The organism is Pseudomonas sp. PS02288 (assembly GCF_029959715.1).
Lineage (GTDB): Bacteria > Pseudomonadota > Gammaproteobacteria > Pseudomonadales > Pseudomonadaceae > Pseudomonas_O > Pseudomonas_O kuykendallii.
Window position 1 is genome coordinate 42,866 of record NZ_JASCPA010000030.1, and the last position, 12,828, is coordinate 55,693.

At 67.0% G+C, this 12,828-nt stretch carries 14 protein-coding genes and 1 pseudogene; 3 read left to right on the forward strand and 12 right to left on the reverse strand.

All coding sequences use genetic code 11. The features are described from left to right. Nucleotides 1–6 precede the first annotated feature (6 nt). The 11 genes from murB to QMX85_RS13410 all read right to left on the reverse strand — a co-directional run bounded on the left by murB (nucleotide 7) and on the right by QMX85_RS13410 (nucleotide 10,287). Nucleotides 7–1,026 carry a UDP-N-acetylmuramate dehydrogenase gene (gene murB / locus QMX85_RS13360; RefSeq protein WP_282341612.1) on the reverse strand — a complete coding sequence of 340 codons (1,020 nt, stop codon included), beginning with the start codon at nucleotides 1,024–1,026 and terminating at the stop codon, nucleotides 7–9. Next, nucleotides 1,023–1,487 carry a low molecular weight protein-tyrosine-phosphatase gene (locus QMX85_RS13365; protein ID WP_282341614.1) on the reverse strand — a complete coding sequence of 155 codons (465 nt, stop codon included), beginning with the start codon at nucleotides 1,485–1,487 and terminating at the stop codon, nucleotides 1,023–1,025. The genes murB and QMX85_RS13365 overlap by 4 nt, the downstream gene beginning before the upstream one ends. 3 nt (nucleotides 1,488–1,490) lie before the next feature. Next, on the reverse strand, nucleotides 1,491–2,255 hold the full coding sequence (kdsB, locus tag QMX85_RS13370; RefSeq protein ID WP_282341616.1) for a 3-deoxy-manno-octulosonate cytidylyltransferase: 765 nt from the start codon (nucleotides 2,253–2,255) through the stop codon (nucleotides 1,491–1,493). A gap of 1 nt (nucleotide 2,256) precedes the next feature. Further along, a complete protein-coding gene (locus QMX85_RS13375) occupies nucleotides 2,257–2,442 on the reverse strand; it encodes a Trm112 family protein (protein ID WP_090231271.1) in 186 nt (61 codons plus the stop codon). 17 nt (nucleotides 2,443–2,459) lie between these two features. Continuing rightward, nucleotides 2,460–3,464, reverse strand: coding sequence for a tetraacyldisaccharide 4'-kinase (lpxK, locus tag QMX85_RS13380; RefSeq protein WP_282341620.1), 1,005 nt, complete (start codon nucleotides 3,462–3,464; stop codon nucleotides 2,460–2,462). After that, the gene (locus tag QMX85_RS13385; protein ID WP_282341621.1) at nucleotides 3,464–3,895 is read right to left on the reverse strand and encodes a biopolymer transporter ExbD; all 432 of its coding nucleotides are present in this window, start codon (nucleotides 3,893–3,895) and stop codon (nucleotides 3,464–3,466) included. Before QMX85_RS13385 ends, lpxK begins: the two co-directional genes overlap by 1 nt. Beyond that, entirely contained in the window at nucleotides 3,892–4,524 is a 633-nt protein-coding gene (locus QMX85_RS13390; protein WP_282341622.1) for a MotA/TolQ/ExbB proton channel family protein, read from the reverse strand. Before QMX85_RS13390 ends, QMX85_RS13385 begins: the two co-directional genes overlap by 4 nt. 80 nt (nucleotides 4,525–4,604) lie before the next feature. Next, a complete protein-coding gene (locus tag QMX85_RS13395) occupies nucleotides 4,605–6,872 on the reverse strand; it encodes a DNA internalization-related competence protein ComEC/Rec2 (RefSeq protein WP_282341623.1) in 2,268 nt (755 codons plus the stop codon). Nucleotides 6,873–7,113: 241 nt separating this feature from the next. Next, nucleotides 7,114–8,358 (reverse strand): lipoprotein-releasing ABC transporter permease subunit, encoded by a 1,245-nt coding sequence (locus QMX85_RS13400; protein WP_282341624.1) that lies wholly within the window; start codon nucleotides 8,356–8,358, stop codon nucleotides 7,114–7,116. Then, entirely contained in the window at nucleotides 8,358–9,041 is a 684-nt protein-coding gene (gene lolD / locus QMX85_RS13405; protein ID WP_090231277.1) for a lipoprotein-releasing ABC transporter ATP-binding protein LolD, read from the reverse strand. The genes QMX85_RS13400 and lolD overlap by 1 nt, the downstream gene beginning before the upstream one ends. Next, entirely contained in the window at nucleotides 9,034–10,287 is a 1,254-nt protein-coding gene (locus QMX85_RS13410) for a lipoprotein-releasing ABC transporter permease subunit (RefSeq protein ID WP_282341627.1), read from the reverse strand. Before QMX85_RS13410 ends, lolD begins: the two co-directional genes overlap by 8 nt. A gap of 262 nt (nucleotides 10,288–10,549) precedes the next feature. On the opposite strand from QMX85_RS13410, the gene QMX85_RS13415 reads away from it, so the two are divergent. From QMX85_RS13415 to QMX85_RS13425, 3 genes are read left to right on the forward strand one after another with little or no spacing between them, the layout of a single operon-like run. Next, a complete protein-coding gene (locus tag QMX85_RS13415) occupies nucleotides 10,550–11,134 on the forward strand; it encodes a PilZ domain-containing protein (protein WP_090231279.1) in 585 nt (194 codons plus the stop codon). Further along, nucleotides 11,131–11,418: a phosphodiesterase gene (locus QMX85_RS13420; RefSeq protein WP_282341629.1), complete on the forward strand. Its 288-nt coding sequence runs from the start codon at nucleotides 11,131–11,133 to the stop codon at nucleotides 11,416–11,418. The genes QMX85_RS13415 and QMX85_RS13420 overlap by 4 nt, the downstream gene beginning before the upstream one ends. 4 nt (nucleotides 11,419–11,422) lie before the next feature. Further along, nucleotides 11,423–12,142: a glycerophosphodiester phosphodiesterase gene (locus tag QMX85_RS13425; protein ID WP_282341630.1), complete on the forward strand. Its 720-nt coding sequence runs from the start codon at nucleotides 11,423–11,425 to the stop codon at nucleotides 12,140–12,142. A 184-nt stretch (nucleotides 12,143–12,326) separates the two neighbouring features. On the opposite strand, the pseudogene QMX85_RS13430 reads toward QMX85_RS13425, so the two are convergent. Beyond that, nucleotides 12,327–12,828: pseudogene (locus QMX85_RS13430) on the reverse strand (NAD(P)(+) transhydrogenase); the annotation flags it as partial.

The window sequence follows — 12,828 nt, forward strand, 5'->3', positions numbered from 1 at the left end:
ACGAAGTCAGAGCAGGTTCGGTTCCATTTCCAGCTCGACGCCGAAACGCTCGGCGATATCCGCCTGGATGCTTCGTGCCAGCGCCAGCAACTGATTGCCGCTGGCCGCGCCGTAGTTCACCAACACCAGGGCCTGCAGACGGTGCACACCGGCATCGCCCTCGCGGAAGCCTTTCCAGCCGGCGCGATCGATCAGCCAGCCGGCCGCCAACTTCACCTGGCCATCGGGCTGCGCGAACGCCACCAGATCGGCATGCTCGGCACGAAGGCGGGCGGCCTGCTCGGCGCTCACCAGCGGGTTCTTGAAGAAGCTGCCGGCGTTGCCAAGCACGGCGGGATCGGGCAGTTTCTCGCGGCGAATGGCGCAGACCGCGCGGCTGACGTCCGCCGGCGTCGGCGCACTGACGCCCTGCTCCGCCAGCTTCTGCCGCAACGGGCCGTAATCGAGGTGCAGGATTGCGGTACGACTCAGGGCGAAACGCACGCGCAGGATCAGCCAGCGCCCGCTTTCGCGCTTGAAGCGGCTGTCCCGGTAGCCGAAGGCGCACTCGTCCAGGCTGAATTCGCGCAGTTCGCCGGTCTGCCGATCCAGCGCGGTCAGGCCGGCGAACACGTCCTTGATCTCGACGCCGTAGGCGCCGATGTTCTGCATCGGCGCGGCGCCGACCGTGCCGGGAATCAGGCTGAGGTTTTCCACGCCGGCCAGGCCCATGTCCAGGGTGGCAAGGACGAAGTCGTGCCAGGGTTCGCCGGCCTCCGCCTCGACCAGCACGTGCTGGCCATCGTCGACCAGTACACGAATGCCCCGGCTGGCCAGGCGCAGCACCAGCGCATCGACATCGCCAGTCAGCAGCAGATTGCTGCCGCCTCCGATGGGCAGCAGAGGCAGCCCCTCGTGCGCGGCGATCCGCAACGCCTCGCGCACCTCGTCATCGTTTCGCGCGTCGGCGAACAGCCGCGCCCGCACGTCGACGCCAAAGGTATTGAAGGGTTTGAGCGAAACATCGTGCTGCAGCGACAGGCTCACAACTGTGCCCTCAGGTCGGCGAGCAAGGCGGCACCGGCGCACTCGATGAGGTCGAGCACATGGTCGAAACCCTCGGCGCCGCCGTAATAGGGATCGGGAACGTCCTGTTCGGCCTGGCCGCAACGGCGCAGGAAAAGATCGAGTTCCGCCCGCGACGTGGCGGGGCGCTGCGCCTGCAGGTCGCGCAGGTTGCTCCGGTCCATCGCCAGGATCAGGTCGAAACGCTGGAAGTCGGCGACCTCGAACTGGCGGGCGCGGAGATCGTCGAGCACATAGCCCCGCTGCCGGGCCGCACGCGCGGTACGGCTGTCGGGCGCCTTGCCGACGTGCCAGTCGCCGGTGCCGGCGGAGTCGACCACGATCTCGTCCTGCAGACCGGCAGCGCGCACCTGATGACGGAACACTCCCTCCGCGGTCGGGGAACGGCAGATGTTGCCGAGGCACACGAACAGCACCTTCACGGCTCAGCCTCCCAGCAGACGGCGAACCCGCTGCAGGTCTTCCGGCGTATCCACCCCGGTGGGCGGCGCCTCCAGCGCATCGCCGACATGGATACGCACCCCGTGCCAGAGCGCACGCAGCTGCTCCAGTGACTCGGCGCTTTCCAGCCAGCAAGGGCCCCAGGCGACGAAATCGAAGAGGAAACTGGCGCGATAGGCATAGATACCAATGTGGCGGCGGTAGGGAATTCCTTCCGGCAGCTGTTCGCGGCTGGTGGCGAAGGCGTCTCGGGCCCACGGCAGCGGCGCGCGGCTGAAGGTCAGCGCGAGGCCGTCGAGGTCGCTGACGACCTTGACCACGTTGGCGTTAAACAGGGACGCGACGTCCAGAATAGGCTCGGCCAGGGTGGCGATTCCCGCCTCGGGATGCGCCGCGAGGTTGCTCGCGACCTGGTCGATGATCGCGGGCGGAATCAGCGGCTCGTCGCCCTGCACGTTGACCACGATGGCGTCGTCGGCCAGGCCGAGCTGCACCGCCACCTCGGCCAGGCGGTCGGTGCCGGAATTGTGGTCGGCGCGGGTCAGCAGCACCTCGGCGCCGAAGGCGCGACAGGCCGCGACGATGCGCTCGTCGTCGGTGGCGATCACCACTCGCCGGGCCGCGCTCTTGCGTGCCTGCTCCCAAACGTGACGGACCATCGGCTTGCCGGCGATCTCCTGCAGCGGCTTGCCAGGCAGGCGGCTGGAGGCATAGCGCGCCGGGATGACCACGGTGAAATCGGCAGTCATCTTACTTGTCCAGGCGCTCGTCGACGTTAAGGCTGCGCGCTTCGCTTTCCAGCATCACCGGGATGCCGTCGCGGATCGGATAGGCCAGGCCGGCGCCCTTGCTGATCAGCTCGGTCTTGTCCTCGCTGAGCTTCAGCGGGCCCTTGCAGACCGGGCAGGCCAGGATGTCGAGCAGTTTTAGGTCCATGGGAAGTTCCTCGGGAGTCAGAGACGTTCGGGTAGCAGGTGCGCCAGTCGGGAATCGAACCAGGCGATGAAGGCGCAGGAAGGCTGCGCCTCGACCGCCAGGTACCACCAGTCCTCGGCGGCGAAGTCACGACATTTCACCGCGTCCTTCTCGGTCATCAGCAGTGGCAATGCGGGGCTGAACTGCAGTTGCTCCGCCGTGTAGCGGGCGTGGTCGGCGAAGGCGTGCTCGATGGGGCGCCAGTTTAGCGCCTCGAGGGTGGCGAAGAAACGCCGGGGGTTGCCGATGCCGGCCAGGGCATGCAGCGCCTGCCCCGGCGGAAAATGATCGAGCGGACGATGTTCGCCACTGCGCAGGTTGACCAACGCCGAAGGACGCAACTGCAGGGCGAAACCCTCGGCGGTGTCCTCGCCGGCACCGTTGAACAGCACCGCGTCGACCTCGGCGAGACGCTCGGCCGGCTCGCGCAGCGGACCGGCGGGCAGGCAGCGACGGTTGCCGAGACCACGCGCGGTGTCGATCAGCACCAGTTCGAGGTCGCGCGCCAGGCGGTAATGCTGCAGGCCATCGTCGCAGAGGATCAGGTCGGGCGCTTCGTCGTCCATCAGCGCGCGTACCGCGCGCGCGCGGTCGGGATCGATCACCAGTGCCACGCCGCTGCGCTGGACGATCATCAGCGGCTCGTCGCCGGCCTGCTCGGCGCTCTGCCCGGCACGCACGCGCCAGGGCAGATGCGGCGGACGGGCACCGTAACCGCGGCTGACCACGCCGACGCGCAGGCCGCGCGCGCGGCAGTGCTCGATCAGCCAGAGGATCATCGGCGTCTTGCCGGTGCCACCCACCGTGACGTTGCCGACCACGATCAAGGGTACCGGCGCCCGGTAGATCGAGCCCTCGCCGGCGAGAAAACGCGCGCGCTTACGCCGCACCACGCCCCGGTAGAGCGCCTCCAGCGGACGCAGCAGTGCCAGCGCCGGATGATCGCGATACCAGGCGTCGAGCAAAATATCGCGCAGGGCCATCAGGGTTTCGCCGTGGCCTCGACCGTGGTCAGGCGCAGATGGGAGAAGCCGAGCTTGCCGGCAGCATCCATCGCGGTGATGACTGCCTGGTGCGGTGTCTTGCCGTCGGCGCTGATGGTCAGCGGCAGGCTGTTGTCACCGGCGGATTCCTTCTGCAGCGCGGTCATCAGGCCGTCCAGGTCGTTTTTCAGCAACGCCTGGCCGTTCAGTGCATAGCTGCCTGAGGCGTCGATGAGGATTTCCATCTGCTTGAGCTCGGAGGGCGTGGTCTGCTCGCCACTGACCGCCTCGGGCAGATCGACCTTGAGGTTGGTCTCGCGGGTGAAGGTGGTGGTAACCACGAAGAACAGCAGTAGGATGAACACCACGTCGATCAGCGACGTCATGTTGATGTCGATGCTCTCCCGCCTGCGGAGTCTGCGAAACTTCACGCCTTGCCCTCGTTGAAGTCGACGTCGCGATCACCGTGCACCACCTCGACCAGCTTGATCGCCTCCTGCTCCATGCCGACTACCAGTTCGTCGACGCGACGCACCAGGAAGCGGTGGAAGAACAGCGCCGGGATGGCCACCATCAGGCCGGCCGCGGTGGTCACCAGCGCCTTGCCGATGCCGCCGGCGAGACCGGCGGCGTTGGTCTGGCCGGCGGCATTGAAGGCGCTGAATATCTCGATCATGCCGAGCACGGTGCCCAGCAGGCCGAGCAACGGCGCCATGCCGGCGATGGTGCCGAGGGTGTTGAGGTAGCGTTCCAGCTCGTGGATCACCCGCGAGGCCGCCTCCTCGATGCTTTCCTTCATGATCTCGCGACCGTGCTTGGAATTGGCCAGGCCGGCGGCGAGCACTTCACCCAGCGGCGAAGAGGCGCGCAGCTCCTTGAGCCGCAGGCTGCCCAGTTGGCCTTCCTGGATCCAGCGCCAGACCTGACCGACCAGGTGAGGCGGCGAGACGCGGCTCGCCCGCAGGGTCCAGAGACGTTCGGCAGCGATGGCCAGCGCGACCACGGAGCTGAGGATGATGGGCAGCATAATCCAGCCGCCCGCTTTGACCAGTTCCCACACGGCAACGACCCCCTTCGCGAAAAATGGCGCCACTCTAGCATAGGGTTCCCAAGGCTTGAGCAACTGCGCAACGCGGCGTCTCACGGCGCGTGTCCGGCGGGGCTTTGCGCGGCCTCGGGAGGAAGCGGGCCGCGCCAGAACCGACGCTGCGCGCGCAGCGGCCAGGCAGGCTCGAACGTACCCAGCTCAATGCGCAGAGCGCCCTCCTCGACGTTGTCGTGAAGCGCAATGGCGAGCGCCCGGTAACGCGCGACGACCGTTGGATGCGGATGGCCGAAGGCATTGTGCTGCCCGCGGGAGAACAGCACTGCGCGCGGCTGCACCGCCTGCAGGAAGGCCATTGACGAAGAACTGCGGCTACCGTGGTGCGGCGCCAGCAGCCACTCGGCACGCAGATCACGGCCGGCATCGATCAACGCGCGCTCGGCCTGGATATCGATGTCGCCGGTGAGCAGCATGCGCTCGCCATTGGCCTCGACCTTCAACACGCAGGACGCCTGGTTGCCCGTCGTCGCCCCACTCCAGCGCCAGGTGCTGAAGCGCACGCCTTCCCACTGCCAACGGGCGCCGTCGACGCACGACCGGGCCTGGAGCGACGCGGGCAAGCGGTCCGGCTCGCCACTGATGACCTCCACCGGAGCCAGGTCACGCTGGATCGCCAGGGCGCCGCCGGCATGGTCAGAATCAGCATGGCTGAGCAGCAGCCGGTCGAGCCGGCGCACGCCCAGCTTGGCCAGCGATGGCAGCACCACCCGCTCGCCGAGGTCGAAATCGCCATAGCGCGGGCCAGCGTCGTAGAGCAAGGCGTGGCCACGCGTGCGGATCAGGACCGAAAGCCCCTGCCCCACGTCGAGCTGCCAGACCTCGGCCCGACCCTCAGGCGGCGCGCCGGACGGTGGAAACAGCATCGGCAACAGCAATGCCAGGCCGAATGCCCGCAACGGCACCCCGCTGGGCAGCAACAGCAGGAAGGCGCCGAACATGCCGAGCAGCCAGGCCCACAGCGGAACCGCCGTCGGCAGCCAGGCGGGCCACCAGTGCGCCATGGGCGCCAGGATCAGGAACAGCAACTCGAGCAGACCGCCCGCCAGTTGGAACAGCCCTTCGCCCAGCCAGGGAACCGGGAGCAGCAGCGTGCCCAGCAGCGCCGGCGGCAACACGACGAAGCTTACCCAGGGCACCGCGATCAGATTGGCCAGTGCGCCGCTGATGCTGATCGGCAGCCCGAGTGCCAGCAGGCCGGGCAGCAGGCCGATGGTCATCACCCACTGCGCCCGCCCCAGCGCGCGCCAGGCGCTCCAGGCACCGAGGCGGCCGGCGAAGGTCAGGGCGAGGATCGCCACCGCGCCGAAGGACAGCCAGAAACCGGCCTGCAGGCTGGCCAGCGGCTCGATCAGCAGCACCAGATCGAAAGCCAGCAGCAGCGCGGTCCACACGCCCAGGTGGCGAAAACGCAGGCGCCAGACCAGCACCACCGCGAGCATGATGCAGGCGCGGCGGATCGGCACCTCGAAGCCGGCCAGCAGCGAGTAGCCGAGCGCTGCGGCGAAACCCAGCGCGCAGGCCCAGGGTAGCCAGGGCAGACGCCGCGGCCACAGGCCGTGACGCGCCAGCTGGACGATCAGCCCGTAGACCAGCCCGGCCATCAGGCTGACGTGGCCGCCGGAGATCACCATCAGGTGAATCGTTCCGGTGTCCTGCAGCATTTGCCAGTCGGCGCTGGAAAGCCCGGAGTCGTCACCCAGCACCAGCGCCGTGAGCCCGCCCTGGCGACCGAACGCGGGCAACGCCAGCAGCCGTTGTCGCAGGCCATCGCGCCAGGCACCGATGCCCTGCGCCGGCGCCAGGCGCTCGCCGCTCTTCACCGTGCCGGTGGCGCCGATACGCTGGGCCAGCAGCCAGGCCTCGTAATCGAAGGATTGCGGATTGACCAGACCGTGCGGTCGCTTCAGGTGTACCGCCAGGCGCCAGCGTTCACCCGCCCGCAGCGCCGGGCCGCCGTACCAGGCCAGGCGCATCCGCTGCGGCAGCCGCACGCGGCGCGATTCGGCTTCCGCCAGCTCGAAGCGCACCACCTCATCCGACACCGCCGGCAGGCCGACGACCTGTCCTTCCAGCCACAGCGTACGGTCGTCCAGTTCCGGCGCGAGGCGATCGTCCAGCGCCGATTGCGCGGACACGCAGGCCCAGGTCAGTCCGAGAAGCAGCATCGCCACCCGATAGCGGCGGCAGGCCAGCGACAGCAGGCCGACCAGGGCAAGGCCGCTCAGCCCTCGAGTGTCGGGCAAGGCGGGCAGAAAACGCAGGAGCAAAAGCCCCGCGGCGAGCGCAATCATCCCTGTGCGCATGCTGGATCGACTCCAAGATCCGGCCGTGGAATGCGGCCGGACGGGTGAAACGATCGGTGCAGACTAGCAGGCCTTTGAAAAATCTGACCGAGGCAGGCAAGACGAGACGAAAGGGCCAAGAAAGCGGGGTTTACGTAGCTGTAAATGACTACTTCGAGGCCGTTTTCAACGCTGTATGCCAACGCAGGTAGTTTTTCAATCGCCTGCGGGCGGCGCCCCGGGGCCGGGGCGCTGCCTTGGGTCACTCGTAGCGCAGCGCTTCGGCAGGTTCCGTGCGCGAGGCGCGCCAGGCCGGATAGAGCGTGGCGAGGAAGCTGAGGATCAGCGCCACCGAGCAGATCAGCACCACGTCGGAGACTTCCAGCTTCGAGGGCAGCGAGCTGATGAAGTACAGGTCGGAGCTGAGGATGCGCATGCCGAGCGCACCTTCGACCCAGGCGATCAGGCTGCTGATGTTGATGGCCGCGAGCACGCCGAGCACGCCGCCGATCAGCGTGCCGATACAGCCGATCACGCTGCCCTGGACCATGAAGATCGCCATCACCTGGCGCGGCGTGGCACCGAGGGTGCGCAGGATGGCGATGTCGGCGCGCTTGTCGGCGACCACCATGATCAGCGTGGCGATGATGTTGAACGCCGCCACCGCGATGATCAGCATCAGCAGCAGGCCGATCATGGTCTTCTCCATCTTCATCGCGCTGAACAGGCTGCCCTGGGTGTGGGTCCAGTCGTCGGCGCGGTAGCCCTGGCCCAGGCCGCCGGCGATCGCCGCGGACACCTCGGGCGCGCGATAGAGGTCCTTCAGCGCCAGCCGCACGCTCTGCACCTGGCCCGGCTGCAGGCGCTGGATTTCTCCGGCATCGGCGATGTGCACCAGCGCCAGCGAGCCATCCAGCTCGGCGCCCACCTTGAACAGCCCGACCACGGTGAGCCGCTGCATGCGCGGGGTGATGCCGCCGGGCGCGCTGCTCAGCTCGGGGACGATCAGGGTGACCTTGTCGCCCAGGCGCAAGCCGAAACGCCGCGCGGTGATCTCCCCGAGCACCACGCCGAACTGCTCGGCCTTGAGGTCGTCGAGGCTGCCCTGGACCATGTGCTGGCCGATGATCGAGACCTTGGGTTCTTCCTGCGGATCGATGCCGTTGACCTGCAACGGCTGCATCGCCCCCTTGAAGGAAATCATCCCTTCGAGTTCGGCGAAGGGCACCGCGCCGGTGACTTCGGGGTTCTTCATCGCCGCGTCGGCAACGACCTTCCAGTCGTCCAGCGGCTTGTCGGCGGACAACGTGGCGTGGGACACCATGCCGAGAATCCGCGAGCTCATCTCCTGCTGGAAGCCATTCATCACCGAGAGCACCACGATCATCGCCAGCACGCCGAGCGCCAGGCCGATCATCGACGTCAAGGAGATGAACGAGATGAAGTGGTTGCGGCGCTTGGCCCGCGTGTAGCGGAGTCCGATGAAGATCGAGAGCGGGCGGAACATCAGGCGGCCACCAGCTTGCCGTCTTCCAGGCGCAGCACGCGGTCCATCTGCTGCGCCAGTTGCAGGTCGTGGGTAACGACCAGGAAGGCGGTCTGCGAGGAGCGGCTGAGCTCCAGCATCATGTCCTGGATGCCATGGGCGGTGTGGTTGTCGAGGTTGCCGGTGGGCTCGTCGAGCAGCACCAGCGCCGGATTGTTGACCAGCGCCCGGGCGATGGCCACGCGCTGGCGCTCGCCGCCGGACAGCTCGGCCGGCTTGTGCTCGAGTCGATGAGCGAGGCCGACGCGCTCAAGCAGCGCGGTGGAGCGCTGGCGCGCTTCGGCGATGGAGGTCTTGCCGATCAGCAGCGGCATGCAGACGTTCTCCAGCGCGGTGAACTCCGGCAGCAGGTGGTGGAATTGGTAGACGAAGCCCAGCGCGCGGTTGCGTAGCAGGCCGCGCGCTTTCTCGTTCAACGCGGACAGCTCCTCGCCAGCCAGCCAGACGCTGCCCTGGCTCGGCGTATCCAGCCCGCCGAGCAGGTTGAGCAGCGTGCTCTTGCCGGAACCAGAGGTGCCGACGATGGCGATGCGCTCGCCCGGATGCAGCTCCAGCTGCACGCCGGCCAGCACGTCGACCGCCACCGGGCCCTGTTCATAACGCTTGCCCAGGTTGCGGCAACTCAGGACTGCCTTATCACTCATAACGCAAAGCCTCCGCTGGTTGGGTGCGCGAGGCACGCCAGGCCGGATAAAGGGTGGCGAGAAAACTCAGGACCAGCGCGGCGGAACAGACCAGGACGACGTCCTCGGCCATCAGCCGCGAGGGCAGGTAATCGATGAAATACACCTCGGCGCTGAGGAATTTGTGCCCCAGCAGCCGCTCGAGGCCGGCGATCATCGCGCTGACGTTGAGCGCCGCGAGGATGCCGAGCGCCGCGCCGATCAACGTGCCGACAACGCCGATCACGGTGCCCTGGACCATGAAGATCGCCATGATCTGCCGCGGCGTGGCGCCCAGGGTGCGCAGGATGGCGATGTCCGACTTCTTGTCGGTCACCACCATCACCAGCGTGGAAATGATGTTGAACGCGGCGACCGCGACGATCAGCAGCAGCAACAGGCCGATCATCGCCTTCTCCATGCCGATGGCCTGGTAGAGGTTGCCGTGGGTGCGCGTCCAGTCGCGGGCGTAGTAATCCGGGCCGAGCCTGTTGGCGAGCTGATAGGCCACGCGCGGCGCCTGGAAAAGGTCGTGCAGCTTGAGGCGCACGCCCTGCACCTGGTCCGGTTTCCAGCGCTTGAGGCGCGCGGCATCGTCCAGGTGGGTCAGCGCCAGGTAGCCGTCCAGCTCGCCGGCGCCGACGTGGAAGATCCCGACCACGGTGAAGCGTTTCATCCGCGGGAACATCCCGGCCGGCGTCACCGCGACTTCCGGGGCGACGAAGGTCAGCTTGTCACCGATGTCGACACCGAGCTTCTGCGCCGCGCGATCACCGATGACGATGCCGAAGCCGCCCGACTGCAGGGCGTCGAGGTTGCCTTTTCCCGGCAGGAAGAACTGGTCGATGATCGAAACCCGATGCTCGAACTGCGGGTCGACCGCATCGATCAGCACCTTCTGCACCTGGCCGTTATTGGTCAGCAGGCCCTGCATCTGGGTGAACGGCGCTACCGCGGCGACTTGCGGATTGGCCTCCGCGAGCGTCGCCAGCGCGTGCCAGTCGGGGATCGGTTGCGGCGATTCGAGCGTCGCGTGCGGCACCATGCCGAGCACGCGGGTGCGCATCTCGTAGTCGAAACCGTTCATGACCGAAAGCACCACGATCATCACCAGCACGCCAAGGGCGAGCCCGATCATCGAGGTCAGCGAAATGAAGGAAACGAAATGGTTGCGCCGCTTGGCCCGCGTGTAGCGCGCGCCGATGAAGATTGACAGGGGTCTGAACATGTCGGGGGCTTGTTCGCTGGAAAGGGAACGTCCATTCAGGTGACGAAACGAACGCGGACGAAGTGTGCAGGCAAACGACGCAGCGCAGAGGCCGGAGGTGTTACGTCATGTTGAATGCGTGCGCCGTGTGACAACGGCACTCCCCTGTCCGGTTCCCGTACGCCGCGAATGCAAGGTACGAAAAGCGGCTTTTGACAGCCGATGTAGCAGGGCACGATGCGCGGCCTTACACTCAGCCAATCACTGCTGCCATGGGACCGCCATGCCGCCCTCAGACACCGATGATCGCCGCGAATACTACCGTATCGACGACACGATCGCATTGGAATTTCACCTTCTGTCGGGCGCCGAAGCCCAGACCCAGGAGGCGCTGCACGACGCCTCGCCGCTGTTCAACCTGCTCAGCGACCTGCACCTGGCGGACTTCGAATCGCAACAATTGCTGCGCCACATCGGCGAGCGCGATCGCACCCTGGCCAACTACCTCAAGGTGATCAACAAGCGCATCGACCTGCTCGGCCAGGCGCTGGCGCAGAATCTGCTGCGTGACGTCGGCTCGCCGAAGCAGGTGAGCCTGTCCGAGGGCGGCATCGGCTTCGACAATCCGCGGGAAATCCCGGTGGGCAGGCAGCTGGCGATCAAGATGGTGTTGATGCCCCAGGCCCTCGGCCTCCTGCTGCGCGCCGAAGTGATCCATTGCCAGGAAAAGGCCGACGGGCAATTCGAGATCGGCACCGAGTTCGAAGGGCTCACCGAAGCCCAGCGCCAGTTGCTCGCCCGGCACATCCTGCAAAAGCAGGCACTGGACCGGCGCCAGGCGCTGCAACGCCCCAGTACCGACGCATGAAGCGCGCGCTTCTGCTGATCGCCTTGCTCTGTGCGGCCGGGCTGCGTGCCCAGACCCTCGAAATCCCCCTCGGGGAACAGGGCCGGGCGGACCTCGCCCTGCCCGCCCGCGGCGATTCGCAACGCGCCGTGCTGGAACGCTTCGGCCTGGCCGACGAGGAGCACCCGGCCGTCGGCCGACCGCCGATCACGCGCTGGGACTACCGCGAATTCTCCGTTTACTTCGAAAGCGGCCGGGTGATCGACAGCGTGCGTCACCACCAGCCCCACAACCTCAAGGAATGACCTCTTGACCCTGATCTACGGCCATCGCGGCGCAAAGGGCGAAGCCCCCGAGAACACCCTCGCCGGCTTCCAGAAATGCCTGGAGCACGGCGTGCGCCGCTGCGAACTGGACCTGCACCTGTCACGCGACGGCGAGCTGATGGTGATCCACGACCCGACCCTGAAACGCACCACCGGCCGCCGTGGCAAGGTGGTCGAACACGACGCCGACGAGTTGGTCGACTACGACGCGCGCCAGGGCGGTCCGGGCTGGCTGCAGCCGGCGCCGATTCCGCGACTGGCCGAGCTGTTCGAGAAATGCCCGTTCGAGCACTGGCAGCTGGAGGTCAAGAGCGCCTCGCGGGTGCGCGCGGCGCGTACCGTGCTGGCGATCCAGGAACTCGCCACGCGCTATGGCCTGATCGACAAGGTCACCGTCACCTCCAGCTCGCGCGAGGTGTTGCGCGCGCTCAACCGCCTGACGCCGGAAATCTCCCGCGGTCTGGTGGCCGAGTACAACTGGCTCGATCCGCTGAAAGTCGCCAAGCAGCACGGCTGCAGCCTGCTCGCGCTGAACTGGACGCTGTGCACCCCCGAGCGGTTGCAGAAGGCGCAGAAACAAGGGCTGCACGTTTCGGTATGGACGGTGAACGAACCGGCGCTGATGCGTCGCCTCGCAGACTTTGGCGTCGACAGCATCATCACCGACTTCCCGGGTACGGCGGTTTCGACGCTGCAGCGTTGATCAGGCTGGTGGGCTTCAGCCCACCAGTCCCACCTAAGCCCCCATTCCCCAGCCACAAAAAAACCGACCCTCGCGGATCGGTTCTTCCGGCCTGTTCAGAAACTTTCCCGATTCGGCCATTGCCACGCGCGGGAGTCGCCGAAGGGATTCTCCCCGGCCGGCTCAGGCCACCGGCCGGAGTTGCTCAAAAAAGCCGGTTGAGCCCGTCGAACGCCGCGACCCGGTAGGCTTCGGCCATGGTCGGGTAGTTGAAGGTGGTGTTGACGAAGTACTTCAGGGTATTCGCCTCGCCCTGCTGGTTCATGATCGCCTGACCGATGTGGACGATTTCCGACGCCTGATAACCGAAGCAGTGCACGCCGAGGATCGCCAGCGTCTCGCGGTGGAAGAGAATCTTCAGCATGCCCACCGGCTCGACGGCGATCTGCGCGCGCGCCATGCCCTTGAAGAAGGCCTTGCCGACCTCGTAGGGAATCTTCGCCTGGGTCAACTCGCGCTCGGTCTTGCCCAGCGAGCTGATCTCCGGAATCGTGTAGATGCCGGTCGGCACGTCGTCGACATGCCGCCAGCTGTCGTTTTCGACGATGCTCCCCGACGCCGAGCGGCCCTGGTCGTAGGCGGCGCTGGCCAGCGCCGGCCAGCCGATCACGTCGCCCGCGGCATAGACGTTGGAAGCGCTGGTGCGG